The sequence below is a fragment of the Novosphingobium sp. PhB55 genome, assembly GCF_004368805.1.
Taxonomy (GTDB): domain Bacteria; phylum Pseudomonadota; class Alphaproteobacteria; order Sphingomonadales; family Sphingomonadaceae; genus Novosphingobium.
The window spans coordinates 170,529-196,464 of the sequence record NZ_SODQ01000003.1 but is presented as its reverse complement, the minus strand read 5'-3'; the positions used below and the strand labels follow the sequence as shown (position 1 = coordinate 196,464).

Genomic DNA, 25,936 nt, shown 5'->3' with positions numbered 1-25,936 from the left:
CCGCACCTTCGGCGCCGGCCCGATCCTCGGCGCCGGCATCAGGCCTGGAATACGACCTTGGTGCCCGCCGAGACCATCTGCGCCAGGCGCGCCGCGTCCCAGTTGGTCAGGCGCACGCAGCCATGGCTTTCGGTCTTGCCGATGTTCTTCGGTTCGGGCGTGCCGTGGATGCCGTAGTGTTCCTTGGACAAGTCCAGCCAGACGACGCCGACCGGCCCGTTCGGACCCGGCGGGAGCAGCTTGTCCTTGGCATTCTTCTTGGCATCCCAGAACAGGTCCGGGTTGAAATGATAGTCCGGATTGCGGGCCTCGCCCACGATCTTCCAGGTGCCGAGCGGCAGCGGATCGTGGCCGCTGCCGGTGGTCACCGGGAACTGCGCGATCAGCTTGTTGCCCTGATCGTAGACCCGCAGCGCCCCGTCGGACTTGTCGACCACGATGTGATCGGCCTTGGGCTCCTCGGCAGGAACGCCCAGGCTCTGCAGGGTCCTGGCCCAGCCGGTCTTGTCATCGGGAATGTCTGCCAGCGCGGCGTCGGGGATGTCCGGCACCCGGATCGTGCGTCCCGCACCCAGCACCGTGCCCGGCCCATTCAGGGCCAGCAACGTCTCGGGCGTGGTGTGGAAGCGTTCGGCCAGCGCCTCGGACATGCTGCGATAGCCGAGATGGTCGAACTCGGCCTGTCCGGCCATGTTCTGCGGAAGGTCCGGGAAGAACGGCCCACGCGCGAAGGCCTTGGGAATGACGACATTGCGCGTGGCGCCCTGCCTGTCGGAAATGAGCGCCTGTTGCGTCGCGGGATCGAGCTTGCCACTTACCGGCAGGCCCTGCGCTTCCTGGAACCCGCGCAAGGCCAGGCCGTAGGATCCGCCTTCGCGGCCATCGATCACGCCCGAGGAGAAGCCCTTCCGATCTAGCGCCACCTGGGCGCGCATGACGAGGCTGTCTGCCGCCTCGGTCGCGCCGCCGCCGGGGGCCGAGGCGAAGGCCATGGGATCGCCGGACTGCGCGGTACTCTTGTTGTCGCCATTACCGCCATCGCCTCCCGCGTTGCGGTCGCCCGAATGGCAGGCGGAGAGCAGGAGAACGGCGGCGAACGTCAGCGGCAGGGATCGCATCAAGCGGGCATCCTTCGATTTTTCGTTTCCCTGCTTAACGCGCGAGGGGCCTTGCGGCTTCCTGCGCCGCGCGATTTCATGCGCCATGCCGCCCGGCCTGCCGTCGCCCGATGCAGCAAGGGCACGGCGGCGATCTCTTTCCGCAACCGCCGCCCATTGTGCCGAAGGCCCGCTTGCCATACCGGCTGGCGCCATGAGCAGGCTCGATTCCTTCTTCGCGGCGGCGCTCGGCCGCATCGAGAGCGCCGGCCAGCGCCGCATCCTGCGCGCCGCGTCGCTCGAAAACGGCGGCCGCGTCATGCGCGACGGGCGGGCGTTGCTCGACTTTTCCAGCAACGACTATCTCGGCCTCGCCCGGCACCCCCGCCTCGTCGAGCGGGCGCGGGAATGGACGCAGGCCCATGGCACCGGCTCGGGAGCCTCGCGGCTGGTCACCGGCACCAGCGAGGCGCACCTCGCGCTCGAAAGGCGGATCGCCGGCTTCAAGCATGCCGAAGCCGCCCTGCTGTTCGCCAGCGGCTGGCAGGCCAATGCCGCCGTGATCCCGGCGCTGCTGGCCGCCGTTCCGGGCGCGGCGGTCTTCACCGACCGCCTGATTCACGCCAGCATGCACGCCGGCCTCGCCATATCCGGCACGCGCCAGCACCGTTTCCGCCACAACGACCTCGATCACCTGGAAGAGCTGCTGGCAGGCAAAGGCGCCGACACGCCGGCGCGGCTGATCCTCACCGAGAGCGTCTTCTCGATGGACGGCGACCGCGCCGACATCGCCCGCCTTGCCGCCATCGCCGCCCGGCACGATGCCTTCCTCTTCGTGGACGAGGCCCATGCCACCGGCGTGCTCGGACCGGGCGGGGCCGGTCTCTCGGCCGAGGCGCCCGGCGGGATCGACCTGATCATGGGCACTTTCAGCAAGGCCCTGGGCGGCTTCGGCGCTTATGTCGCCGGATCGCGCGTGATGATCGACTACCTCGTCAATGCGGCGAGCGGCTTCATTTTCACGACGGCGCCGCCGCCGGCCGTGCTCGGCGCCATCGACGCCGCGCTCGACCTGGTGCCCGGCATGAACGCAGAGCGCGCCCATCTCGCGGCGCTGGGCGAGCGGCTGCGCAGCGGTCTCGCCGCGCTCGGCATCGACCATGGCGCGTCCAGCACGCAGATCGTGCCGGCCATGATCGGCGGCGAACAGGCTGCTCTCGACCTGTCCCGCGCGTTGGAAGAGCGCGGGGTTCTGGCTTCCGCGATCCGCCCGCCCACGGTGCCCCCCGGTACCAGCCGCCTGCGCCTGGCGCTGCGGGCGACTCATGCGGAAAGCGACGTAGACACCCTGCTCAACCTGATCGAGGGCTGCCGGTGAACCTGCTCTTCGTTCATGGCTGGGGCTTCGACCGCAGCTTCTGGCAACCGCTTGCCGCGCTTCTGGCGGACCTGCCGCAGGCGATCGACGATCGCGGCTATTTCGGAACGCCCGAGGCCGTCTCCTCAGGTGGGCCTTGCATCGCGGTGACTCATTCCTTCGGCACCATGCGCGTGCTCGCCGCGCCGCCTGCGGGCCTCGTCGGCGTGCTGGCGATCAACGGATTCGCGCGCTTTGCCGCCAGCCCGGACTATCCCGGCGTGCCCCCGCGCGTGATCGACCGCATGCTGCGCCGCTTCGACGAGGCCCCCCGCGCGGTGCTCTCCGAATTCCGCCGCCAGTGCGGCGGGGATGCCGACTTCGGCGAGATCGACGCCGCCCTGCTGCACGAAGACCTCTCCCGCCTGCGCCACGACGAAGCGCCATTGCCGCCCGTTCCGGTGGTCTCGCTGCAAGGCACCCGCGACCCCCTTCTGCCCGAGGCGATGCGCGCGCAAGTGTTCGAGGGCGCGGCGGTGCGCCGGGTGGACTGTGCGGACGGCGGCCATCTGCTTCCGCGCGAGGCGCCGGAATTCTGCGCGGCGGTCCTTCGCGACATGATCGGAACGCCGGCATGACCGCGCCGCGCGAACGCGTCGGCCGCGCCTTTGCCGCCGCGCCCGACTACGACGGCCATGCCCGCGTGCAGCGCGATGTGGCGCAGGCCCTGGCCGCCCGCATCACCGCGCTGGACCTGCCCGAACGCCCCCGCATCCTGGAAATCGGCTGCGGCACCGGCTTCCTGACCCAGGCTCTCGCCGGGCTTGGCGGCGACTGGCTCGTCACCGATCTTGCCCCTGAAATGCTGCAACGCTGCCGCGCGCGGCTGGGCGAGGCCGTCCGCCACCGCTTCGCCGTGCTCGACGGCGAGTATGGAACTCCGGAGGGTGGCCCCTTCGACCTGATCTGCTCCAGCCTGGCCGTGCAATGGTTCGACGATGCCCCGGCGGCCCTTTCCCGCATCGCGGGCTGGCTGGCGCCCGGCGGGCACCTCATGGTCTCCACGCTCGGCCCCGGCAGCTTCGCCGAGTGGCGCGCGGCGCACGATCCCGAGGGGCTGGCGCCAGGAACACCGCGCTTCGCGCCCATCGCGGATTTCGGCGCCGGCGTTGCGGCCGTGGAACGCCGCGCCGAACATCACGAGAGCCCGCTGGCCTTCCTCCATGCCCTCAAGGCCATCGGCGCGCAGACGGCCGAGGAAGATCACCGGCCGCTGTCGCCGGGCCAACTCCGCCGCGTCATGGCGCGTTTCGCCCAGAATGGATGCAACGTGACTTACGAAGTCGTGACCTGCCACCTAAAGTCCCGGAATTGAGCACTTCATGATCGTAGAGCCCCTGATTTCCCGCCCCCTCACTTCCCGCCCCCTGATCGTGACCGGCACCGATACGGAGATCGGCAAGACCGTCTTCGCCGCGGCGCTGGCAGGTGCGCTCGGCGCCCATTACTGGAAGCCGGTGCAGGCCGGGCTTGAGGAAGACGGCGGCGATGGAGACCGTGTCGGGCGGCTTTCCGGCCTGCCCGCCGATCGCATCCTGCCCGAGGCCTATCGCCTTGCCACGCCCTGCTCGCCCCATCTCGCCGCCGAGATCGACGGGGTGGACATCGCCCCCGAACGTCTCGCCCTGCCGCAAGTGGAAGGCCCGCTGGTGGTCGAGGGTGCAGGCGGGGTGATGGTCCCCCTCACCCGTTCGACGACATATGCCGACCAGTTCGCGCGCTGGAATGCCCCTGTCGTGCTGGTGGCGCGCACGGTGCTGGGCACGATCAACCATTCGCTGCTCTCTATCGAGGCGCTGCGCAGCCGCGGTGTCGAAGTGCTCGGCGTGGCCTTCGTCGGCGATGCCGTGGAAGACAGCGAGGCCACCATCTGCGCCATGGGCCGGGTCCGCCGTCTGGGCCGCCTGCCCCGCCTCGACCCGCTGACGCCGGAGGCCCTCGCCCGCGCCTTCGCTGAAAACTTCAACATCGAGGATTTCACCGCATGACGTCATCGGTCTGGCATCCCTTTACACAGCACGGCCTTCAGGAGCCGGTTCCGCTGGTCACCCATGCCGAGGGAGCGCTGCTCCACACGGCGGATGGCCGGGCGGTGGTGGATGCCGTGTCCTCGTGGTGGGTGACGACGCACGGTCATTCCCATCCGCGCATCAAGGCCGCCATCGCGGAGCAGGCGCAGAAGCTCGACCAGATCATCTTCGCGGGATGGACTCACGAGCCGGCCGAACAGGTCGCGGCGGGACTGCGCGCCATCATGCCCGAGAGCCTGACGCGGGTGTTCTTCTCCGATTCGGGATCGACCAGCGTGGAAGTGGCTCTGAAAATGGCGCTCGGTTACTGGCACTGGCGCGGCGAGGGGCGCCACCGCATCGTCGTGATGGAGAATTCCTACCACGGCGACACGATCGGCGCGATGTCGGTGGGCGAACGCGGGGTGTTCAACCAGCCTTACGCCCCGCTGCTGTTCGACGTCGGCCGCATCCCCTTCCCCGCTGCCGGCGCGGAACAGGCGACGCTCGACGCGCTCGAAGCGCTCTGCCGCCAGCCGGATACGGCCGCGCTGATCGTGGAGCCGCTGATCCTCGGCGCGGGCGGCATGCTGGTCTATTCGCCGGCGGTCCTCGCGGCGATGCACGACATCTGTGCCCGCCACGGCGTACTGTTCATCGCCGACGAAGTGATGACCGCCTGGGGCCGCACCGGCACTCTTCTCGCGTGCGAGCAGGCGGGGATCGTCCCCGACATTCTCTGCCTCTCCAAGGGCCTGACCGGCGGGGCGGTGCCGCTTGCCGTCACCATGGCGAGCGAGGCCATCTACGAAGCGCACTATTCCACCGACCGCGCGCGGATGTTCTTCCATTCCTCCAGCTATACCGCGAACCCGATCGCCTGCGCCGCCGCCGCCGCCAATCTGGCGATCTGGCGCGAGGAGCCAGTTCTCGAACGGATTGCCGCGCTGGCCGCCAAGCAGGCGGGCTGGATCGAAAAGCTCGGCCAGTTCTGCCACTTCGACAATCCCCGCAGCCTGGGCACCATCGCCGCGCTGGACCTCAGGACCAGCGGTGCCAGCGGCTACATGAGCGACCTTGCCCCGCGCCTCATGGCCTTCTTCCGCGAACGCGACGTGCTGCTGAGGCCGCTCGGGAACACTGTCTATGTCATGCCGCCCTACTGCATCACCGACGATCAGCTTGCGCAAGTGTGGGATGCCATCGGCGAGGCGGTGATTTCTTTCTAAGCGCCGGCCACGCTTTAGGAGCGGGCACCAAGGGTCCGGGGAAACATCCCCGGGGCTTTTCCTCTACTCGTCGACGTCGAAGTGATCCGGCAAAAGTCCGGCCAGGCGCCGCCGGTGCATTTCCTCGAAAGCCGCCTCCACCCGGCGTGTATAGACCGCGGTGCGAAACAGCGGTGCCGTCAGCCGGTTGGCGGCGAGGCGATCACGCAATGTCCCAAGCGCGTCCGGGTCTCGCGCCAAGGCCAGCGCCGCCGCCTCGTAGGCGTCCCGGTCCGGCACCGCCAGTTCCGGAAGGCCGACGGCATGGACGAGGCTGGCCGCCACCCGCGCGGCGAACTGGCGTCCGGCCATGGTGAGGACGGGCAGGCCGCCCCAAAGCGCGTCACTGGCCGTTGTATGGGCATTGACCGCGAAGGTATCGAGAAACAGATCGGCCAGCGCCAGGCGCCCGAGGTGCTCGCCATGCGGAACGCTCTCGGCAAAGACCAGCCGCCCCGGATCGATGCCGCGCGCCGCCGCCTCTCGGCGCAGGTTCTGCTCCGCCCAGGGATTGGAGCGCAGCAACCAGAGCACGCTGCCCTCCACGGCGCCGAGCAGCCGCATCCAGATCGTGAACGCGTCCGGCCCGATCTTGTAGGTATGGTTGAAGCAGCAGAACACGAACCCGTGCTCGGGCAAGCCCCAGGCCCAGCGCCCGCGCCGGTCGGGCACGATGATGCGGCGATCGTCGTTCGCCTGATAGCTATGCGGCAGCCGCACGATCTTCTCGGTGAACCAGACCTCCTGCCCGGGCGGCAGCGAAACGGCGTCGGCGATGAAGTAGTCCATGCAGGGATGGCCCAGGGTACCCGGATAGCCCATGTAGCTCACCTGCACCGGCGCCAGCCTGCGGCCGAACAGCGCCGTGCGCGTGCCGCGCGTATAGCCCTTGAGATCGACCGCGATGTCCAGCCCGTCCGCCCTCGCCCTGTCGACGACAGCGGCATCGGCCAGGTGCCCGATCTCGATGAAGGCATCGACCTGCCCCCGCAAGGCTGCGCGCGCCGCATCGCCTTCGCGGCGCGGGCCATAGCTGTAGAGGCGAATATCGAAGCGGCTGCGATCGTGCTCGCGAAACAGGCCGCTCATCAGGTACATCGTCGCGTGATCGTGAAAGTCCGCCGAGAAGTATCCGATACGGATGCGTCCATCGCAGGACAGCGGCGGATCGGGAAAGCTCTGCGGCCCCTCCCTGAACTTCACCGCCGCGCAGGCCAGCGAGCGGCGATACTGGTAGCCGGGGTCGTCCACGAAAGGCAGCGCCGCGAAAGGCTGCACCGCCGCGGCCGAAGGACTGTCCGTCAGGGCGAATTCGGCCCGGCGGCGCCAGTCGCAGATGTGCGCTTCCTCGAACAAGGCCTGGAGAAGCGCCGAGCGGTCGTCGGGAACGAGCGTCCAGGCCTTGCGGAAAGCCGCGATGGCGTCCGGCAACGCGCCCTTCAGCACCAGCGCCTTGCCGCGATTGACCATCGCCTGCGTACCGGCAGGCTCGGCCTCCAAGGCACGGTCGTAGGCAGCGAGAGCCTCGTCCAGGCAGTCCATCAGCAGCAGTTCCCCGCCCATGTTGTTCCAGGCCAGGGCATGACCCGGCCGCAGCGCGACCGCACGGCGATAGGCGGCGACCGCCTCTTCCCGCGCCCCGCGCTTCGCAAGCAGGTTGCCCAGATTGTAGTGTGCCTCGGTATAGCCGGGATCGAGCGCCACCGTCCGCGCCAGCTCCTCTTCGGCCTCGTCCCACCGCGCCTGCGCGTCGAACAGATTCGCCAGGTTGAAGCGCGCATCGGCATAGTCCGGGTGGCACGCGATCACCGCGCGGTAGATTTCTTCCGCCTCGGCCGACCGATTCTGGCGGCGCAGCGTCACGGCCAGGTTGTTGCGGCAGGCGGCGGCATCCGGGTCCAGCGCTATGGCGCGGCGGAAAGCGGCTTCGGCCTCGGGCAGGATACCCAGCGCCAGCAGCGCCGCGCCTTGCAGGTTGTGGACGGTGAAGCTCTGCGGAAAGACGCCGGCCAGTCGGGCGCCCTCCCTGGCGGCTTCGTCCATGCGGTCGGAACGATAGGCGGAGACCATCGCCGCGAGTTCGCCGGGGGCCGGGTCGGCCTGCGCCGCATCCAGCGCCTGAAGCGCCGCGCGTGCCCGACCGTTGCGTGGAAACCGATCCAGCGCCTCGCGGTAGAGCGCGCGGGCGGTCTCGGTCTCGCCCCGCCTGGCCGCACCCTTGGCCTTGATCAGCAGTGCTTCCAATCCGCCCACGTTTCCCTCCGCCGATTGCAACGGACGGGGTTAGGCGAACAGGGTTCACGCCGGATAAGCGCGCGATTAGGGACATCCACCTGGTGTGGATGTTCGCGATCTGGAATGTCTGGATTTCCACCGAAGGAAAACTGGAGCGGGCGAAGGGATTCGAACCCTCGACCCCAACCTTGGCAAGGTTGTGCTCTACCCCTGAGCTACGCCCGCTCTGGCGTTTGGAGACTTCCGGCTAACCGGAAATCCCTATGTGAACTGGAGCGGGCGAAGGGATTCGAACCCTCGACCCCAACCTTGGCAAGGTTGTGCTCTACCCCTGAGCTACGCCCGCTCTGACGTTCAAGACCTGCTGGCGTAACCGGCAGGTCCGGGGTGGAGGCGCGCCACTAGCAGTGCCTTTTGAGGGCCGCAAGAGGAAAATCGAAAGAATTTTCAGAAGCCCCGCAGAACCACACCTAACTGGACATGAACCCTTCACAAATCCGTCCCGAAGGACGATCTAGGGTGCCATTCGTTTTTCACGGGAGCACGTATCTTGGCCAGCATGGGTCTCAACCTCGACGAACAGAAAGCGGTCGACCGGTTCCGCAAGACGGTAGCCGAACCGTCGATGACGCAGTTGGTGATCCTCGATTTCTGGGCCGAATGGTGCGGCCCCTGCAAGGCGCTGACGCCGGTGCTGGAGAAGGTCGCCGCGGAATATGCCGACAAGGGCGTGATCCTTGCCAAAGTGAACGTCGATGAAGAGCAGTTCATCGCCTCGCAGTTCCAGGTGCGCTCGATCCCCACAGTCTATGCGATTTTCCAGGGGCAGCCGGTGGCGGACCTCACCAATGCCCGCACCGAATCGCAGCTCAAGCAGACGCTGGACCAGCTTCTGACCCAGCTTCCCATCCAGCCGGGCGGCGCGGAGCCGCAGCAGGATCTCGCGCCGCTGATCGCCATGGGCGAGGAAGCCCTGGCCGGAGGCGACGGCGAACGCGCCGCCGCCATCTTCATGCAGATCCTCGAAATGGCGCCGGACAATGGCGAAGTGCTCGCCGGGTTCGTGCGGGCACTCGTGCTCGCCGGTCGCCTTGACGAGGCCGAGCAGGTTCTTGCCAGCCTCGAACCGGAACTGGCGGCCGACCCGCAAGTCGAACGCGCCCGCACTGCGCTTGCCCTTGCCAAGGACAAGCCCGAGGACAGCGAACTCGCCGCCCTGCGCGCTGCCGCCGCCGAGCGCCCGGCCGACATGGAAGCGCAGCTTGCGTTTGCCAACGCCGCCTTCGCCGCGGGTGAGCGCGACGCGGCCGCCGATACGCTGCTGCGCATGGTCGCTGCCGACCGCGAATGGAACGAAGGTGCCGCGCGCGCCAAGCTGCTCCAGATCTTCGATGTCACCGGCCTCGAAGATCCCTGGGTGTCCGCCACCCGCCGCAAGCTTTCCACCGTGCTGTTCGGCTGACGGTGGCGCGAATCACCATCTTTCCGCTCCCGGGAGCGGTGCTCTATCCGGGGCTGCAATTGCCGCTCCATATCTTCGAGCCCCGCTACCGGGCGATGGTGAGCGACGCCCTGGCGCGAGATCGCCGCATCGGCATGATCCAGCCGCAGCGCCCGGCCGAAGGCGCCCCGCTGTTTTCAGTGGGCTGCCTTGGCCGCATCGGCGATGTCGAGGCACTGGAAGACGGCCGCTTCAATATCGTGCTCACTGGCGAATCGCGGTTTCGCCTGCTGCGCGAACTGGATGTGCCGACCCCGTTCCGCCAGGTCGAAGCCGAACTCCTTGCGGAACGCGACGACGAAGTGCTCGCCCCGATCGAGCGCGCCAGCTTCGAACGGGAAGCCAAGCGCTTCGCGGATGCCCAGGGCTATGCGGTGGACTGGGACCAGGTCGGGCGGCTCGACGATCAGTCGCTGATCAACGGCGTCTCGCAGATCGCGCCTTTCGATGCCGCGGCCAAGCAGGCCCTGCTGGAGGCGGAAACCCTGCCGCTCCGCTGCGAACTGCTGGTGCAACTGATGCAGTTCTTCGGCCGCCACTCGGACGACGATGACGACGTGACCCTGCAGTAGGGGTTAAAGCTGCGCCCACGCGTCCCGGTTCTGCCTGTCCCCCGGCGATCGGCCCCGCTCGAAAGCGTGTCCTAGCGCTTGTCTTTACCGGGTAACCTGGCCTGACTCTCCAGCACGCGTGAGCGCATGTAGAGTTCGTCCGCTTCGCGCGGCGACATGCCGTCGCTGCCGTAGCGTTCCGCAAGGGAGCCGATCTGCCGCTGTTCCTTGCGCAGACCCTTGGCTTCCTGTTTCGAGAGACGACCCGACTCCCGCCCCTCGCGAATGGCCTGGTCCGCCTTGCGCAAGTCTATGCGGTAACTGGCCTCGTCGGCGGTCTGCCGGGCCGCGTCAGGGGAGGCGGTGCCGGGCCTCGGCGCCGGGGGACCGACGATCTGCGCCTCGGCAATGGGCGCGGCCAGAAGCAGCGCTCCAGCGAAACCGGCAGACAGCAAGCGGAGCATCGCACCCTCCTTTTGCGGCAGAGAAGGGCAAGACTGCCCCCAGGCGCTGAACCCGCGATGAATTCGCCTTATTGCAGAAGGACCGTCTTCACCCCGTCAATCACATATTGCGCCGCCAGCGCCGCCAGCAGCACGCCCAGCAGCCGCGTGATGACGGCTTCGACTTTGTCTCCCAGCACCCGCATGAGCGGTCCGGCAGCGGCCAGGGCAGCGAAGCTCAGCAGCATGACCGCGACCATGGCGGCCAGGATCGCCATGGTCTGCTCCGCCCCGTGCGCGCGGGACGTGAGCAGCATGATCGTCGCGATCGATCCCGGCCCGGCCAGCATCGGCATGGCCATCGGGAAGACCGAGACGTCGTCGATCTCAGGCGTCTCGGCATTGTGAGCGATGATCTTCTCGGCCCGCTCCTCGCGGCGCTGGGTGCGCTTTTCGAAGACCATGTCGATGGCGATCATGAACAGCATGATGCCGCCGGCGATGCGGAAAGCGTTCAGCTCGATGTGGAGCGCGCCGAGCAGGCGCGCGCCGAACAGCGCGAAGACCACCAGGATGGCGCTGGCGATCATGCAGGCGCGTGCCGCCATGGAGATCGCCTGCGAACGGCTGGCGTCGGCCGAAAGTCCCGCATAGATCGGCGCGCAGCCGGGGGGATCGATCACGACGAAGAGCGTGACGAAGGCACTGAGGAAGACTTCATACATGCCGTTCGTTGCCCCTAGTTCCGGTCTTTCGGCGCGGCCACTTCGCTGCGCAGCACTTCGGTCATCGCCCCGTTCTTCTTCATCGATACGGCCAGCCAGCGCGAGTGATCGGCTTCGACATGGTAACGCCACGTCAAGGTGCCGTCCTTCGAGCGCCCCCGGCCGTCCATGCCGGGCGCGGCCTTTTCGCGGTCCCGCTCGACCAGCAGCTCGTCGCCCGGTCCGCCGGCGCAATCGGCAACGGATGCCGAAAGCATTTCCGGTTCCTTGAGCGGCTGCGCAAGCGCATCCCCCTGGTCGAGAACCCAGCGATAGTCGCCCTTCTTGCGCTGCTGCCAGATCGTCGTGAAATAGCCCACCGTGCCGTCGTGCTGCTGCCAGGCGCCCTTGGTCACGCCCATGGTGCCGTCGCAGCTCATCCAGACCTGATGGGCCTGCCACTGCACCGGCGCCGCCGGCTCCTTGCGGCCGCTGAGCCATTCCTTGGCGCGGACGGGTTCCGGCACGAACATCACGGCTTCATCGTCGGCGAATTCGTCGAAGGCTTTCCATTGGCCCTTCTCGCGCGCCGTTCGCGCGAAAGCGATTTCGGCGGCGACAAGGGCGCTGGGATTGGCCGTGCCGTTACCCGGCGCATATTCCGGTCGGCGCCGGGCATCGGCCGGGCCGGCGGCCAGCGCGAAGAGCGCCAGCCCGCCGGCGACAGCGGCCAGGACCCGGGCCGGCGGCCGGCTCAAAGGGCGCTCTCGTCCAGCGCCAGGCCCGCGCTGCGGTGCGCGGCGACGATCGTGTTGCGCAGCAGGACGGCAATGGTCATCGGACCGACCCCGCCGGGAACCGGGGTGATCGCTCCAGCAACCTCGGCCGCCGAAGCGAAGTCCACATCGCCCACCAGCCGGGTCTTGCCTTCCTCGGCACCCTGGTCGGTACGGGGAACGCGGTTGATACCCACGTCGATCACGGTGGCGCCGGGCTTGATCCAGTCGCCCTTGACCATCTCGGGACGGCCGACCGCCGCCACCACGATGTCGGCCCGGCGCACCACATCGGCCAGATCCTTCGTGCGGCTATGCGCCACGGTGACGGTGCAGCTTTCCGCGATCAGCAACTGCGCCATCGGCTTGCCGACGATGTTGGAGCGACCGATCACCACGGCATCCAGGCCCGAAAGCGAGCCGAGCCGGTCCTTCAGCAGCATCACGCAGCCCAGCGGCGTGCAAGGCACGAAGCCCGGCAGCCCGGTGGCGAGACGCCCGACATTGACGACGTGGAAACCGTCCACGTCCTTGTCGGGATTGATCGTGGCAATGACCTTTTGCTCGTTCATGTGCGCGGGCAGCGGCAACTGGACGAGGATGCCGTCCACCGCCGGGTCGGCATTGAGCTGCTCGACCACGGCCAGCAGGTCGGCCTCGGACGCGTCTGCAGGCAGCTTGTGCTCGAAGCTTTCCATGCCCGCCGCCACGGTCTGCTTGCCCTTGTTGCGGACATAGACCTGGCTGGCCGGGTCTTCGCCCACCAGCACGACCGCGAGGCCCGCCTTGCGGCCGGCCTTCGCCTCGAAATCGGCCGCGACGGCGGCGATGCGGGTGCGCAGGCCCTCGGCGAAAGCCTTGCCGTCGATGATTCTGGTGTCTGCGCTCATGTCAGGCGTACGCCATCGGCTGGAGGATCATGATGAGGACGTTGAGACCGATGATCAGCACCATCGGCGAAAAGTCGATCCCGCCGGTATTGGGCATGATGCGCCGGATCGGGCTGAGGATCGGATCGAGCAGCGCATTGAGCGCGCGCCAGATCGCCTCGACGAACCGATTGTGCAGGTTGACCACGTTGAAGGCGATCAGCAGGCCCAGCACGAACTGCACGAGCACGAGGGTCGTCAGGATCTGGACGAGGTAGATAAGGGCGTTGATCACACCGCCGAGCATGGGCGTGGGGCCTTTCTGAGGAATGGAGCGTCCGCCTGATAGCCGAGGCGGGGGGCGGGGAGCAAGCGCAGGAGAGGACCGGAAGGTCCGAGCAATGCTCGGTTACAGAGCAAGGGGCCGAAAGCCCGGCGAACCCCGCCTGCCGCGGCCTCTGGGCCGGGCGCCTGCGGGATTTGCTGCGAGAGATTACCGGGTGACGGTCGACATCCGCTCGATGCGCCAGTTGAGCTGTTGCTCGCTGGCGCCCGGCAAGTCGTTGATACGGCGCAGCACGATGCTGCCGCGGCGCGAGGGGCGGCCATCGGCGAAGTCCAGCACCACCGGCGCCTCGTAATAGAGCGTACCGGCTGCATTGCTGCTGTCGCCGCGGCCCAGCGCGATGCGCGGGCCGGCATCGCCGCCGAATTCCTCGGCCAGGCGGCTGGGCGTCATCTGCGCGTCGAGCGTCCAGGCCTTGGCGGCATCGTCCCAGTCGCCGATGCGCAGGGCATTGACGTAGTAGCGCAGGAGACGTTCGGGATCGCGGCGTTCGCCCAGCGCGGTCTGGTCGAGCTGGGCTGCAAGGCCATTGGTGGCCGCTGCGGTGGCATCGCCGGAAGGTTCTTCGCTGGCAGCGATCGCTTCGCTCGCAGCGCTGGTCGGATCGCTGCTGGATTCGGCCACCGGCTCGCCATTGCAGGCCGCAAGCAGGAGGGTGATGGCCGAAACGGCGCCGGCGATGACGAGGGTATTACGCATGTGGCTCGAAGTGCCTTTCAGCCCGATAGTTCCTCTTTGCAGTTCTGGCCCAACCGGAACAGACCGAACCTGAACAGTTTTGGGCCTGAACAGATTTGAGCCGGAGCGAAATCAGCCTGCGCGGATCAGCGTTCCGGCGCCTTCCTGCGTGAATATTTCCAGCAGCATGGCATGCGAAACCCGCCCGTCAAGCACGACAGCCGCCTCGCAGCCGGCCTCGACCGCATGGATGCAGGTTTCCAGCTTGGGGATCATGCCGCCGGAAATGGTGCCGTTGCGCTGCAGGTGGACGATGTCGGCCGGGGTCAGGTCGGTCAGCAGCTCGCCCTGCTTGTCGAGTACGCCGCGCACGTCGGTGAGCAGGAACAGCCGCGAGGCGCCCAGCGCTGCAGCCACGGCACCGGCCATGGTGTCGGCATTGATATTGTAGGTCTGCCCGTCTTCGCCCGGAGCGATCGGCGCGATCACCGGGATCATGCCGGCCGAGGAAATCGTCTCGATCACGCTGATGTCGATATGGGCCGGTTCGCCCACGAAGCCGAGGTCGACGACACGCTCGATATTGCTGTCGGGGTCCTTGGCGGTGCGCTGCACCTTGCTGGCGGTGACGAGGCCGCCGTCCTTGCCGGAAATGCCCATGGCCTTGCCGCCGGCCTGCGCGATCCAGCCGACGATTTCCTTGTTGATCACGCCCGAGAGGACCATTTCGGCCACTTGCGCGGTCTGCTTGTCCGTAACGCGAAGCCCGTCGACGAAGCGCGATTCCACGCCCATGGTCTTGAGCATGGCGCCGATCTGCGGGCCGCCGCCGTGGACGACCACCGGGTTGATGCCCACCGCCTTGAGCAGGACCACGTCTTCCGCGAAATCGCGCGCCAGTTCGGGGTCGCCCATGGCATGGCCGCCGTACTTCACGACGAACGTGCGACCGGCATAACGCTGCAGGTAGGGCAGCGCATCGACGAGCGTCTCGGCTTTCGAGAGCATGGCGGGATCGTGCGGAATCGGCATGGGCCGCTATTAGACCCCTGCGTCAGGAATTAAACCCCAATTTCGGGGAAAAACGACCGATTATTTCGCTCCCGCCCCGTCGGTTGCCTGTCCGATCTGGCGGCCGTGCAAAACGGGCGTTCGCCCGTCTCGTTCCCCCAACAACGACTTGCGCCGCTGCCGACAGAATGCGCCCGAAGCGGATTTCAGGTCAGACGCCGTCCAGCTTGCGGCCCAGCTTCACGAAGAGCCAGATGAACGGGGGCACCATGATCGTCGAGAGCACCAGCTTGGCGATGATCTGCCCGCCCATGATGTCCCAGATCGGCAGGACCCCGGCGAAGGAGATCGTGATGAAGATCAGCGTGTCGACCACTTGTGACAGCAAGCTCGCGATCCAGGCGCGCATCATCAGCATCCGTCCTTCGCGACCGGCCGAAAGGCGCGAGAACACGGTGACGTTCAGCGTTTGCGAGACGCCGTAGGACACCAGCCCGGCAAACTGCATGCGCGCACCCTGCCCCAGGAGGCGGGCATAGGCTTCCTGATCGTCCCAGAACGGGGCAGCCGGGACGACGTGGATCACCAGCGTAAGCAGCGTCATCGACACGATCAGCGGGATGAAGCCGAACCGGACCAGCCGGTTGGCGACTGCCGTGCCGTGCAATTCGGCCACCGCACTCGACAGCACCACCAGCAGCAGAAACGCGAAAATCCCCGATTCGACGGCCAGGTCGCCGAAGACCGGCCAATGTCCGAGATAGGCGATCTTGATGCCCAGAACGCCCGCCAGGACGACCAGTCCGCCATAGAGCGTGGAGAACACGAACATCGAGCGGGGAATGGCGATGGCGCGGGATTGCGCGCTTGCAGGGGCTTGCGGTTCCATGACGATGCTCTAACGGGCGCGGAACAATTGCACTAGCCGTCATGGATGCGCGCCTCTAGGTTTGCGCACAGATTCAGCACGTATTTTCGGAGAAACGGGGACGATGCACGTCGCCTACAGTCTGCTCGGCATCGTTCTCATCATGGCCGTCGCCTTTCTGCTCTCCACCAACCGCCGGGCGATCCGTCTGCGCGTGGTGGGCGCGGCCTTCGCGCTGCAGGCGGGCCTGGCGGCGCTCGTGCTCTACGTTCCTTTCGGCAAGGACCTGCTTGGCGGCGCGGCGGCCGGCGTGGAAAGCCTGCTCGGCTATGCCCACGCGGGCGTCGACTTCCTGTTCGGCCCGCTCGCCAGCCCCGAGATCGGCGGCCACAGCTTCGCCATCTCGGCCCTGCCGGTAATCATCTTCTTCGCCTCGCTGATCTCGATCCTCTACTATCTCAAGATCATGCCGCTGGTGGTGCGCTGGATCGGCGGCGGGCTGGAGAAGCTGACCGGCATCAGCAAGGTGGAGAGCCTCTGCGCGGCCTCGAACATCTTCGTCGGGCAGAGCGAAGCTCCCTTGGTGATCCGCCCCTACCTGGCCAATCTCAATCCCTCGCAGCTGTTCTGCGTGATGAGCGTCGGCCTGGCCGGCGTGGCCGGCACGATCCTGGCCGCCTATGCCTCGATGGGCATCCGTATCGACTACCTGGTCGCCGCCGCCTTCATGTCGGCGCCGGGCGGCATCTTCATGGCCAAGATGATCATGCCCGATCCCCGCCCCGGACAGGTCCAGACCATCGCGGGCGAAGAGCTTGCCGTTCACGAGAGCACCCTGCCCCCCGCCGGTGCCGCTGCCGCCGCGCTCAACCGCGCCGACGTGACCCACTTGCCCGGCGTCCACGTCGATGAGCCGGAAGCGCTCGAGCACGAGGAAGAAAAGCCCGCCAACATCATCATGGCCGCCTCGCAAGGCGCCCAGACCGGCGTGAAGCTGGCCGTGGCCGTCGGCGCCATGGTGCTGGCCTTCGTGGCGCTGATCGCGCTGGCCAACGGCCTTGTCGGCTGGATCGGCGGGCTGTTCGGCTTCAGCGGCGTGACCTTCCAGGGCCTGCTCGGCTACATCTTCGCGCCGGTATTCTACCTGCTCGCCGTGCCCAACTGGAACGAGGCCATGCAGGCCGGCAGCCTGTTCGGCAGCAAGATCGTGCTCAACGAATTCGTCGCCTTCATCGACCTCGGCCAGATGACCGCGCTCAGCCCGCGCACCGTGGCCGTCGTCACGTTCGCGCTTTGCGGCTTTGCGAATTTCTCGTCGATCGCCATCCAGATGGCCGTCACCGGCAGCCTCGCCCCCAACCAGCGCCCGATCATCGCCCGGCTTGGCGTGCGCGCGCTCTGCGCCGGCAGCCTCTCGAACCTGATGAGCGCCGCCTTGGCTGGCCTGTTCCTCGGCCTGAGCTGAGAGTGTTTTTGTCCGGGCTCACGCCCGGAAGCGGCACCGGCCCACGCTCCCACCCGACCTCCCATCAGGATATACTAGTGGGAGGTCGGGTGGGGGCGTGGGCCGGTGCCGCAAGCCTTCGACGGATGTCGAAGGCGCACCCAACAAAGACTCGGGCCGCTGCCGCGAGCCATTCGCGGAGGCGAATGGCGTACCAAACAATTGCCTCCAGCCGCGCGGCGCCTATATCGGGGGCATGACCATGACCGATCCGCGCTCGCTCCTCTATCGCCAGCTTTCGCCCGAGGACGCCCAGGCGCTCGCCGCCGAGACCTTGCGCAATTGCGAGGACGGCGAACTCTACATGCAGTTCATGGCCACCGAGGCCTTCGGCTTCGATGACGGCCGCCTGAAAACGGCTGACTATTCCCGCGACGCGGGCTTCGGCCTGCGCGGCGTCACCGGCGAGATGACCGGCTTCGCCCATGCCAACGAGATTTCTCCCGCCGCCATCCGCCGCGCAGGCGAGACGCTGCAATTGCTCGACCCGGCAGGCGCCGTGCGCGCTGCGCCGCCGCAGAAGAGCAATCGCCACCTCTATACCCATGTCTCGCCGCTCGACCTCGTGCCCTTCGAGGAAAAGGTGAAGCTGCTGGAGACGATCGACGCCGCCGCGCGCGCACGCGATCCCCGCGTCTCGCAAGTCAGCGCCAGCCTCACCGGCCAGTGGTCGGTCATCGAGATCGTCCGCCCGGACGGCTTCATCGCCACCGACGTGCGTCCGCTGGTGCGGCTCAGCGTCTCGATCGTCGCGGAAAGCAACGGCCGCCGCGAAACCGGCTCCTTCGGCATGGGCGGCCGCCATCTCTACGACGCACTGTTCGACCCGGCTAACTGGAACCGCGCCATCGACACCGCGCTGAACCAGGCACTGGTCAACCTTGAAAGCGTGGACGCCCCGGCGGGCGAGATGACCGTGCTGCTCGCACCCGGCTGGCCTGGCGTGATCCTGCATGAAGCAGTGGGTCATGGCCTGGAGGGCGACTTCAACCGCAAGGGTACATCGGCCTTCGCCGGCCGCATCGGCGAGCGCGTGGCCGCGCCCGGCGTCACCATCGTCGATGACGGTTCGATCGCCGACCGCCGCGGTTCGCTCTCGATCGATGACGAAGGCACGCCCACGCAGGAGACGGTGCTGATCGAGGACGGCATCCTCAAGGGCTACATGCAGGACCGCATGAACGCGCGCCTGATGGGCGTCGATCCCACCGGCAACGGCCGCCGCGAGAACTACGCCCACGCCCCGCAAGTCCGCATGACCAACACTTTCATGAAGGCCGGCAACGACGATCCGGCCGAACTGCTGTCGCGCATGAAGAACGGCATCTTCGTGAAATCGATGGGCGGCGGCCAGGTCGACATCGTTTCGGGCAAGTTCGTGTTCTCGTGCAACGAGGCCTACAAAGTGGAGAACGGCAAGCTCGGCGCGCCGATCAAGGGCGCCACGCTGATCGGCGACGGCCCCTCGGTGCTGACCCGTGTCACCGGCATCGGCAATGACCTCGAACTCGACCGCGGCGTCGGCGTCTGCGGCAAGGGCGGCCAGAGCGTGCCGGCGGGGGTGGGCCAGCCCACCCTGCTCATCGAGGGCATCACCGTGGGCGGTACGGCGTAACCGCCGCACGTACCTGACGTCCTAAGGAAATCCCCGGGTTTACGCCTGCCAGGCTTCAGCCCATGTTCAGACGAAACGTGGCATAAGCGCGATCTAGGGTTGGGAAAGTGAGGTAGAGACCATGTCACTGAAGCATGTCGTCGGCGCCACGCTGATCGCGGCCAGCCTGCTGGCCGCGCCCACCGTGTTCGCACGAGAAAAACTGACCGGCGAACAGCAACTCGCCAAGATCCTCGATGGCCGGGTCGCCGGAAAACCGGTGACGTGCATTCCGCTGAACCAGGCGCAAAGCACGCAGATCATCGACAAGACCGCGATCGTCTACCGCGTGGGCAGCACCTATTACGTGAACCGCCCCACCAACGCCGATCGGCTCGATTCGGACAATATCCTGGTGACGAAGCTCTATTCGAGCCAGCTCTGCCGTCTCGACACCGTGCAATTGCGCGATCGGACCACGCCCAGCATGTGGAACGGTTTCGTCGGCCTTCAGGACTTCGTGCCTTATACGAAGCCGAAAACCACGTCTGCCAAGTAACCGAAAAGAGAAGTTCCGCGAAAAGGGCGGCTGCGGAAACGTCCGTGGCCGCCTGATGCGTTTTGGAGCGGGCACCTGACGCGCCGGACCATCTCGCTCTGGATACTCGGCCTGCTCTATGGCGCGGCGGGTATTCTGCACCTCGCGCTGCCCGGACCGTTCGTCGCCATCGTTCCGCCTTGGGTGCCTGCCCCCGCCCTGGTAGTCGCCCTCACCGGAATTGCCGAGATCCTGGGTGCAATCGGCATGCTGCAACCGGTTTCGCCCGCGCTGCGCCAGGCTGCAGGCTGGGGCCTTGCCGCCTATGCCCTTTGCGTCTGGCCCGCCAACTTGCAGCATATGCTGATCGACCTTGCCCACCCCGGTCGCGGCCTGCCCCTTGCTTACCATGTCCCGCGCCTTGCCCTGCAGCCGGTGCTGATCTGGTGGCCACTGTGGGCCGGCGGCGTGACGGACTGGCCCTGGCGGCGGCGCTGACCTAGTCTTCCGCTCCCGCCTTGCCGCGCCCATCCCAGGAGACCCGCTTCATGGCGCTCGCCCGAAGCACAATGCCCTCGCCCATCGGCGAACTCACCCTGATCGCCAGCGACTCCGGCCTCGTCGCCGTGCTCTGGGAGAACGACAATCCGGCCCGCGTCCGCCTGGAAGCGACCGAGGATGCCCACGACCATCCCGTCATCACGGCGGCCAAGGCCCAACTCGGCGACTATTTTGCGGGCAAACGGGAAGTGTTCGACCTCCCGCTCGATTTCCGCGGCACGGATTTCCAGAAAAGCGTCTGGGCTCAACTGCTCGCGATACCATTCGGCGAGACGCGCAGTTACGGCCAGATCGCATCCGCGCTTGGAAATCCCGGCGGCAGCCGGGCGGTAGGCGCGGCGAACGGCCGCAACCCGATCTCGATCATCGCCCCGTGCCACCGCGTCGTTGGCGCCAACGGCACCCTCACCGGCTTCGCCGGCGGCCTTGAGGCCAAAGCCTTCCTGCTGAGACTGGAAGGCCCCCGCACCCTGCTCTGAAACGAGAAGAGCCGGCACCCCGCAGGATACCGGCCCTTCGAACCTCAGCGCTTTCGCGCGATCATTCCCACTCGATCGTGCCGGGCGGCTTCGAGGTGTAGTCGTAGACGACGCGGTTGATGCCCTTCACCTCGTTGATGATGCGGGTGGCCACGCGTGAGAGGAAGGCGGAGTCGAACGGGTAGATGTCCGCGGTCATGCCGTCGGTCGAGGTGACCGCGCGCAAGGCGCAGACATTGTCGTACGTGCGGCCGTCACCCATTACACCCACGGTCTTGACCGGCAGCAGCACCGCAAAGGCCTGCCAGATCGCGTCGTAGAGACCCGCGTTGCGGATTTCCTCAAGGTAGATCGCATCGGCCTTGCGCAGGATGTCGCAGCGTTCGCGCGTCACTTCACCGGGAATGCGGATCGCCAGGCCCGGCCCGGGGAACGGATGGCGACCGACGAAGATGTCGGGCAGGCCCAGTTCGCGGCCCAGCACGCGGACTTCGTCCTTGAACAGTTCGCGCAGCGGCTCGACGAGCTTCATGTTCATGCGCTCGGGCAGGCCGCCGACATTGTGGTGGCTCTTGATCGTCACCGAAGGACCGCCGGTGAACGAGACCGATTCGATCACGTCCGGATAGAGCGTGCCCTGCGCCAGGAACTCGGCGCCGCCGATCTTCTTCGCTTCGTCCTCGAAGACGTCGATGAAGGTCTTGCCGATGAACTTGCGCTTGGCCTCGGGGTCGGTCACGCCGGCCAGGCCGTTCAGGAACAGCGTCGACGCATCGACGTGGACCAGCGGGATATTGTAGTGGCCGCGGAACAGGCTGACGACCTGTTCGGCCTCGCCCATGCGCAGGATGCCGCCGTCAACGAAGACGCAGGTCAGCTGGTCGCCGATCGCTTCGTGGATCAGGAGTGCGGCAACCGCCGAATCGACGCCGCCCGAAAGGCCGCAGATCACGCGCTTGTCACCGACCTGGGCGCGGATCTCGTCGATCTTGGTCTTGCGGAACTCCGCCATGGTCCAGTCGCCGGCAAGGCCGCAGACGTGGCGCACGAAGTTCTTCAGCAGCTTGCCGCCGTCGGGCGTGTGCACGACTTCGGGGTGGAACTGCATCGCGTAGATGCGCTTCTCGTCATTGGCGATCACCGCGAACGGCGCGCCTTCGCTGGAGGCGACCGGGCGGAAGCCGGGGGCAAGGCTGGTCACCTTGTCGCCGTGGCTCATCCACACCTGGTGCTTTTCGCCCTTGGACCACAGCCCATCGAAAAGCGCGCAGTCGTCACCGATCTCGATGAAGGCGCGGCCGAATTCGCCCGAATCGCCGGAAAGCACTTCGCCGCCAAGCTGGTGCATCAGCGACTGCTGGCCGTAGCAGATGCCCAGCATCGGCAGGCCGCTTTCGAGAATCTCGTCCGGAATGCGCGGTCCGCTCTCATCGAGCACCGAGGCCGGCGAGCCCGAGAGAATGACGCCGGCCGGTTTCATGCGGGCGAAAGCTTCCTTCGCGGCATTGAAAGGGGCGATCTCGGAATAGACGCCGGCTTCGCGCACGCGGCGGGCGATAAGCTGGGTCACCTGACTGCCGAAGTCGACGATCAGGATGGAATCGGACGGCTGTGAAGTCTGGCCAGAAGTCTGATTAGTCATGGGCGGCCACTATAGCGGGACAGTGCAGGTGTCCAGTATCCGCGGGCGCCCCCGCGCCATTTTGACCCGTCAGCACGCCGCCGCACGCAATTGCAAAACATGCAAGCAATATTGTTTCTTTCGACGTTGTGAAAATTCCAAGAGCGCCTATCTCGCACCTGCAGCATGACGACGAGAAGCGCCATGCATGCGACAAAAAACAGAACAAGAAGTTTGCAGGAGCAATTCCATGACCATCGTCGAAAAGACGTTCGGTTTCGCTGCAGCGCTGGGTGTGAGCGCTCTGGCATTTGCCGTCACCCTCATCTGAGGCCGGCATTTCCGACAAGACAGAAGGGCGGCCCGCGTGGCCGCCTTTTTTGTTGCCTGCCCGGCAGGGGCGCCTTCCCTCTCTCGTGAGCGGGGTGCAACTTTTCGCAACTCGGCGCTGTCTGGCGGCGGAGCGGCGCAAGCGGCTCCGTCTCTTGTGGAAAAGCCCCGAGGCGGACCCGGTTTTGCTTGGGTTTGCGCCCGTCAAACCCTATATGCTCGCCATGGCAAGCACCGAAGATAACACGCCCGCGACCGCAGCCGCCGATGCCAACGTTTCCGACAGCGGCAAGAACCAGAACAGCTACGGCGCGGATTCGATCAAGGTCCTCAAGGGACTCGACGCGGTCCGCAAGCGTCCGGGCATGTACATCGGCGATACCGACGATGGCTCGGGCCTGCACCACATGGTCTTCGAAGTTTCGGACAATGCCATCGACGAGGCACTGGCAGGTCATTGCGACCTCGTGCTGATCGAACTCAACGCCGACGGATCGGTTTCGGTGGAAGATAACGGCCGCGGCATTCCCACCGGCATCCATGCCGAGGAAGGCGTCTCGGCCGCCGAAGTCATCATGACCCAGCTTCACGCGGGCGGTAAATTCGAGAACACCTCGGACGACAACGCCTACAAGGTCTCCGGCGGCCTGCACGGCGTCGGCGTCTCGGTGGTCAACGCCCTGTCCGAATGGCTGGAACTCACGATCTGGCGCGAGGGCCAGGAACACTGGATGAAGTTCGCCCATGGCGACGCCGTGGCCCCGCTGGAAGTGCGCGGCGTAGCCCCCAAGGTCAGCGACAATCCGGACGACAACGGCTTCAAGAAGGGCACGCGCGTGACCTTCCTGGCCTCGACCGACACGTTCAAGAACGTCACCGAATTCGATTTCGACAAGCTGGAGCACCGCTACCGCGAGCTGGCCTTCCTCAATTCCGGCGTGCGCATCAAGCTGCGCGACAACCGCCATGAGGAAGCGATCGAGCACGACCTCTATTACGAGGGCGGCATCGGCGCTTTCGTGAAGTATCTCGATCGCAACAAGCAGGCGCTGATGCCCGAACCGATCGCCATCGGCGCGGACAAGGACGGCATCGGCATGGAAGTCGCTCTGGAATGGAACGATTCCTACTACGAGAACGTGCTCTGCTTCACCAACAACATCCCGCAGCGTGACGGCGGCACGCACCTTGCCGCGTTCCGCGCCGCACTGACGCGCACGCTCAACGGCTACGCAGAGCGTTCGGGCCTGCTCAAGAAGGAAAAGGTCTCGCTATCGGGCGAGGATATGCGCGAGGGCCTGACCGCGATCGTTTCGGTCAAGCTGCCCGATCCCAAGTTCTCGTCGCAGACCAAGGACAAGCTGGTCAGCTCGGAAGTGCGCCAGCCGCTCGAAGCGCTCATGGCAGACAAGATGAGCGAATGGCTGGAGGAAAACCCAGGCCACGCCAAGACGATCATCCAGAAGGTGGTAGACGCCGCCGCCGCGCGCGAAGCCGCCAAGCGCGCCCGCGAACTGACCCGGCGCAAGGGCGCGATGGACATCGCCTCCCTGCCGGGCAAGCTGGCCGACTGCCAGGAGCGCGATCCCAGCAAGTGCGAACTGTTCCTGGTCGAGGGTGACTCCGCAGGCGGCTCCGCGAAGCAGGGGCGCGATCGCAAGATCCAAGCGATCCTGCCGCTGAAGGGCAAGATCCTCAACGTCGAGCGCGCACGGTTCGACCGCATAATTTCCTCGAAGGAAGTCGGCACGCTGATCCAGGCCATGGGCACGGGCATCCGCGACGACTTCAACCTGGAAAAGCTGCGCTACCACAAGATCGTCATCATGACCGACGCCGACGTCGACGGCGCGCATATCCGTACCCTGCTGCTGACGTTCTTCCACCGCCAGATGCCGGACATCATCCGCGCCGGTCACCTCTTCATCGCCCAGCCGCCGCTCTACAAGGTCGCCAAGGGCCGCAGCGAAGTCTACCTGAAGGACAACGCCGCGCTCGACCGCTATCTGGTCGAAGCCGGGCTGGCCGGCCGCGTGCTGGAAAGCAGTGGCGGCGCGCGCATGGGTTCGGACCTCGAAGCCCTGGTCGAACATGCGATCCGCATGCGCAACATCATGGCCTTCGTTCCCCGCCGCTTCGATCCGGTCATCATCGAGGCCCTGGCGATCGCCGGTGCGCTCGCACCCGATCTTTCGGCGGCCGATCGCACCGCCGCATTGAGCCGTGCCGCCGGCTGGCTCGATCGCGGCGACCCGGAAGCGCGCTGGACCGCGCGCCTCACCGAAGCCGGCAACCTGGAGATCGAGCGTCTCTGGCGCGGCGTCACCGATCATCACAAGATCGAGGCCGGCTTCATCGCCAGTGCCGAAGCCCGCAAGCTCGCCCGCATCGCCGCTGAAAATGCCGAAGTCTACGCGGCCACCGCGCGCCTGGTGCGCGCGGGCACCGAGACGGTGGAAGTGGAAGCCGTCGAAGGCGAGGAGGACGCACCCGCGACTCGCCCGGTCGCAGGCGGCGATACGATCAGCCGTCCTTCGCAGCTGCTCGACGCCGTGCTGGCCACCGGCCGCAAGGGTCTGTCCATCCAGCGCTACAAGGGCCTTGGCGAGATGAACGCCGATCAGCTTTGGGAAACCACGCTGGATCCGGAAAACCGCGCCCTGCTCCAGGTGAAGGTCGAGGACGCCGACGTCACCGACGAAATCTTCACCCGCCTGATGGGCGACGTGGTGGAACCGCGCCGCGACTTCATTCAGGAAAACGCGCTGAACGTTGCCAACCTCGACGTTTGAGCGGGCCGAAAAACGGGCCTGAAATCAGGGGCATCGGGTAGGGAAACGGTTCTCGCAAAAAGAAACCGTTTTCCTACAGCCCTGCATCCGCCTTACTTGATCGGCCTTTCCCTCAAACAAGGAGAGGCCGATGTTTCATCGCAAGCCGATTTTCGACGAAGTGCGCCTTCTGCTCGGGCGCGGATTCACCTCCGGCGAAGTCGCCGCGCTCGATCGCGCCATCGACAATGCGCTGGTCCAGGACAGCGAGTCCCTGCCGGCCGGCCACACGCTCGGGTCTGCCGGTCGAACCCTGATCCAAAACTGGGAAGGCTGCGCCAAACGCCGCGCCGACGGCCTGTTCGAAGCCTATCCCGATCCCGGCAGCCAGGACGGCAGGCCCTGGACGATCGGCTGGGGCTCCACCGGCGCGGACATCGGGCCGGAGACGGTCTGGACCCAGGCCCAGTGCGATGCCCGCTTCGACCGCGAAATCACCCGATACGTCCAGGAGGTCGTCGCCGCCATCGGCGATGCGGCAACTTCGCCGCATCAGTTCGATGCCCTGACGTCCTTTCACTACAACACCGGCGCCATCGCCGATGCCACGCTGACGAAGCTGCACCGCGAGGGCCGCTTTGCCGAAGCGGCGGTGCAGTTCGGGAAATGGATCTACAATGACGGCAAAGTGCTGGAAGGCCTGAAGCGGCGGCGCGCCGAAGAAGCGGCGCTCTATCTGACGCCGTGACGGGAAGACGGCCGGCC

At 66.6% G+C, this 25,936-nt stretch carries 25 protein-coding genes and 2 tRNA genes; 14 read left to right on the top strand and 13 right to left on the bottom strand.

The genetic code is table 11. From position 1 onward, the window contains the following. Positions 1-38: 38 nt before the first annotated feature. Entirely contained in the window at positions 39-1,118 is a 1,080-nt protein-coding gene (locus EDF57_RS08380; RefSeq protein WP_134093873.1) for a L,D-transpeptidase family protein, read from the bottom strand. Positions 1,119-1,311: 193 nt separating this feature from the next. On the opposite strand from EDF57_RS08380, the gene EDF57_RS08375 reads away from it, so the two are divergent. Genes EDF57_RS08375 through EDF57_RS08355 form a run of 5 tightly spaced genes read left to right on the top strand, consistent with a single transcriptional unit; the run spans position 1,312 to position 5,752 of the window. Further along, entirely contained in the window at positions 1,312-2,475 is a 1,164-nt protein-coding gene (locus EDF57_RS08375) for an 8-amino-7-oxononanoate synthase (RefSeq protein WP_134093872.1), read from the top strand. Then, positions 2,472-3,092, top strand: coding sequence for an alpha/beta hydrolase (locus EDF57_RS08370; protein ID WP_134093871.1), 621 nt, complete (start codon positions 2,472-2,474; stop codon positions 3,090-3,092). The genes EDF57_RS08375 and EDF57_RS08370 overlap by 4 nt, the downstream gene beginning before the upstream one ends. Beyond that, on the top strand, positions 3,089-3,829 hold the full coding sequence (locus EDF57_RS08365; RefSeq protein WP_134093870.1) for a methyltransferase domain-containing protein: 741 nt from the start codon (positions 3,089-3,091) through the stop codon (positions 3,827-3,829). The genes EDF57_RS08370 and EDF57_RS08365 overlap by 4 nt, the downstream gene beginning before the upstream one ends. A 7-nt stretch (positions 3,830-3,836) precedes the next feature. Further along, positions 3,837-4,502 (top strand): dethiobiotin synthase, encoded by a 666-nt coding sequence (gene bioD / locus EDF57_RS08360; protein ID WP_134093869.1) that lies wholly within the window; start codon positions 3,837-3,839, stop codon positions 4,500-4,502. Next, on the top strand, positions 4,499-5,752 hold the full coding sequence (locus tag EDF57_RS08355) for an adenosylmethionine--8-amino-7-oxononanoate transaminase (RefSeq protein ID WP_134093868.1): 1,254 nt from the start codon (positions 4,499-4,501) through the stop codon (positions 5,750-5,752). The genes bioD and EDF57_RS08355 overlap by 4 nt, the downstream gene beginning before the upstream one ends. Positions 5,753-5,815: 63 nt before the next feature. On the opposite strand, the gene EDF57_RS08350 is transcribed toward EDF57_RS08355, so the two are convergent. The 3 genes from EDF57_RS08350 to EDF57_RS08340 all read right to left on the bottom strand — a co-directional run bounded on the left by EDF57_RS08350 (position 5,816) and on the right by EDF57_RS08340 (position 8,372). Next, complete coding sequence (locus EDF57_RS08350; RefSeq protein ID WP_166675207.1) at positions 5,816-8,044, bottom strand: tetratricopeptide repeat protein; 2,229 nt, start codon at positions 8,042-8,044, stop codon at positions 5,816-5,818. A 132-nt stretch (positions 8,045-8,176) separates the two neighbouring features. Further along, positions 8,177-8,251, bottom strand: a tRNA-Gly gene (locus EDF57_RS08345). 46 nt (positions 8,252-8,297) lie between these two features. Further along, positions 8,298-8,372, bottom strand: a tRNA-Gly gene (locus tag EDF57_RS08340). Positions 8,373-8,585: 213 nt separating this feature from the next. On the opposite strand from EDF57_RS08340, the gene EDF57_RS08335 reads away from it, so the two are divergent. Further along, positions 8,586-9,488, top strand: coding sequence for a tetratricopeptide repeat protein (locus EDF57_RS08335; protein WP_134094155.1), 903 nt, complete (start codon positions 8,586-8,588; stop codon positions 9,486-9,488). Between the two features lie 2 nt (positions 9,489-9,490). Then, positions 9,491-10,099 (top strand): LON peptidase substrate-binding domain-containing protein, encoded by a 609-nt coding sequence (locus EDF57_RS08330; RefSeq protein WP_134093866.1) that lies wholly within the window; start codon positions 9,491-9,493, stop codon positions 10,097-10,099. Between the two features lie 71 nt (positions 10,100-10,170). Here EDF57_RS08330 and EDF57_RS08325 read toward each other — a convergent pair whose 3' ends face one another. The 8 genes from EDF57_RS08325 to EDF57_RS08290 form a co-directional block, all read right to left on the bottom strand. After that, positions 10,171-10,542: a hypothetical protein gene (locus EDF57_RS08325; RefSeq protein ID WP_134093865.1), complete on the bottom strand. Its 372-nt coding sequence runs from the start codon at positions 10,540-10,542 to the stop codon at positions 10,171-10,173. Positions 10,543-10,610: 68 nt separating this feature from the next. Continuing rightward, positions 10,611-11,246, bottom strand: coding sequence for a MarC family protein (locus tag EDF57_RS08320; protein WP_132268188.1), 636 nt, complete (start codon positions 11,244-11,246; stop codon positions 10,611-10,613). Positions 11,247-11,260: 14 nt separating this feature from the next. Next, positions 11,261-11,983: a hypothetical protein gene (locus EDF57_RS08315; RefSeq protein WP_243840962.1), complete on the bottom strand. Its 723-nt coding sequence runs from the start codon at positions 11,981-11,983 to the stop codon at positions 11,261-11,263. Beyond that, positions 11,980-12,891, bottom strand: a complete 912-nt coding sequence (folD, locus tag EDF57_RS08310; RefSeq protein ID WP_132268186.1) for a bifunctional methylenetetrahydrofolate dehydrogenase/methenyltetrahydrofolate cyclohydrolase FolD — start codon at positions 12,889-12,891, stop codon at positions 11,980-11,982. Before folD ends, EDF57_RS08315 begins: the two co-directional genes overlap by 4 nt. Before the next feature lies 1 nt (position 12,892). Continuing rightward, positions 12,893-13,177 (bottom strand): YggT family protein, encoded by a 285-nt coding sequence (locus tag EDF57_RS08305; RefSeq protein ID WP_132268184.1) that lies wholly within the window; start codon positions 13,175-13,177, stop codon positions 12,893-12,895. Between the two features lie 186 nt (positions 13,178-13,363). Then, a complete protein-coding gene (locus tag EDF57_RS08300) occupies positions 13,364-13,915 on the bottom strand; it encodes a hypothetical protein (protein WP_132268182.1) in 552 nt (183 codons plus the stop codon). A gap of 111 nt (positions 13,916-14,026) precedes the next feature. Beyond that, positions 14,027-14,926: an acetylglutamate kinase gene (argB, locus tag EDF57_RS08295; RefSeq protein ID WP_132268181.1), complete on the bottom strand. Its 900-nt coding sequence runs from the start codon at positions 14,924-14,926 to the stop codon at positions 14,027-14,029. Positions 14,927-15,116: 190 nt separating this feature from the next. Beyond that, entirely contained in the window at positions 15,117-15,794 is a 678-nt protein-coding gene (locus tag EDF57_RS08290; protein ID WP_132268179.1) for a queuosine precursor transporter, read from the bottom strand. A gap of 103 nt (positions 15,795-15,897) precedes the next feature. Here EDF57_RS08290 and EDF57_RS08285 point away from each other — a divergent pair, with 103 nt between their 5' ends. The 5 genes from EDF57_RS08285 (at position 15,898) to EDF57_RS08265 (ending at position 20,449) form a co-directional block, all read left to right on the top strand. Next, a complete protein-coding gene (locus EDF57_RS08285) occupies positions 15,898-17,238 on the top strand; it encodes a NupC/NupG family nucleoside CNT transporter (RefSeq protein ID WP_134093864.1) in 1,341 nt (446 codons plus the stop codon). A gap of 235 nt (positions 17,239-17,473) precedes the next feature. Then, positions 17,474-18,892 carry a metalloprotease TldD gene (tldD, locus tag EDF57_RS08280; protein ID WP_132268175.1) on the top strand — a complete coding sequence of 473 codons (1,419 nt, stop codon included), beginning with the start codon at positions 17,474-17,476 and terminating at the stop codon, positions 18,890-18,892. 127 nt (positions 18,893-19,019) lie between these two features. Next, positions 19,020-19,430 (top strand): hypothetical protein, encoded by a 411-nt coding sequence (locus EDF57_RS08275; RefSeq protein ID WP_132268730.1) that lies wholly within the window; start codon positions 19,020-19,022, stop codon positions 19,428-19,430. A 75-nt stretch (positions 19,431-19,505) separates the two neighbouring features. Continuing rightward, positions 19,506-19,907, top strand: coding sequence for a DoxX family protein (locus tag EDF57_RS08270; RefSeq protein ID WP_134093863.1), 402 nt, complete (start codon positions 19,506-19,508; stop codon positions 19,905-19,907). A 50-nt stretch (positions 19,908-19,957) separates the two neighbouring features. Next, a complete protein-coding gene (locus EDF57_RS08265) occupies positions 19,958-20,449 on the top strand; it encodes a methylated-DNA--[protein]-cysteine S-methyltransferase (RefSeq protein WP_134093862.1) in 492 nt (163 codons plus the stop codon). Positions 20,450-20,510: 61 nt separating this feature from the next. On the opposite strand, the gene guaA is transcribed toward EDF57_RS08265, so the two are convergent. After that, on the bottom strand, positions 20,511-22,091 hold the full coding sequence (guaA, locus tag EDF57_RS08260; protein WP_134093861.1) for a glutamine-hydrolyzing GMP synthase: 1,581 nt from the start codon (positions 22,089-22,091) through the stop codon (positions 20,511-20,513). A gap of 533 nt (positions 22,092-22,624) precedes the next feature. Between guaA and gyrB the strand changes: the two genes are divergently transcribed. Both gyrB and EDF57_RS08250 read left to right on the top strand, forming a co-directional pair. Next, on the top strand, positions 22,625-25,192 hold the full coding sequence (gyrB, locus tag EDF57_RS08255) for a DNA topoisomerase (ATP-hydrolyzing) subunit B (RefSeq protein WP_134093860.1): 2,568 nt from the start codon (positions 22,625-22,627) through the stop codon (positions 25,190-25,192). A 130-nt stretch (positions 25,193-25,322) separates the two neighbouring features. Further along, on the top strand, positions 25,323-25,919 hold the full coding sequence (locus tag EDF57_RS08250; RefSeq protein WP_134093859.1) for a lysozyme: 597 nt from the start codon (positions 25,323-25,325) through the stop codon (positions 25,917-25,919). The last annotated feature ends 17 nt before the right edge of the window (positions 25,920-25,936 follow it).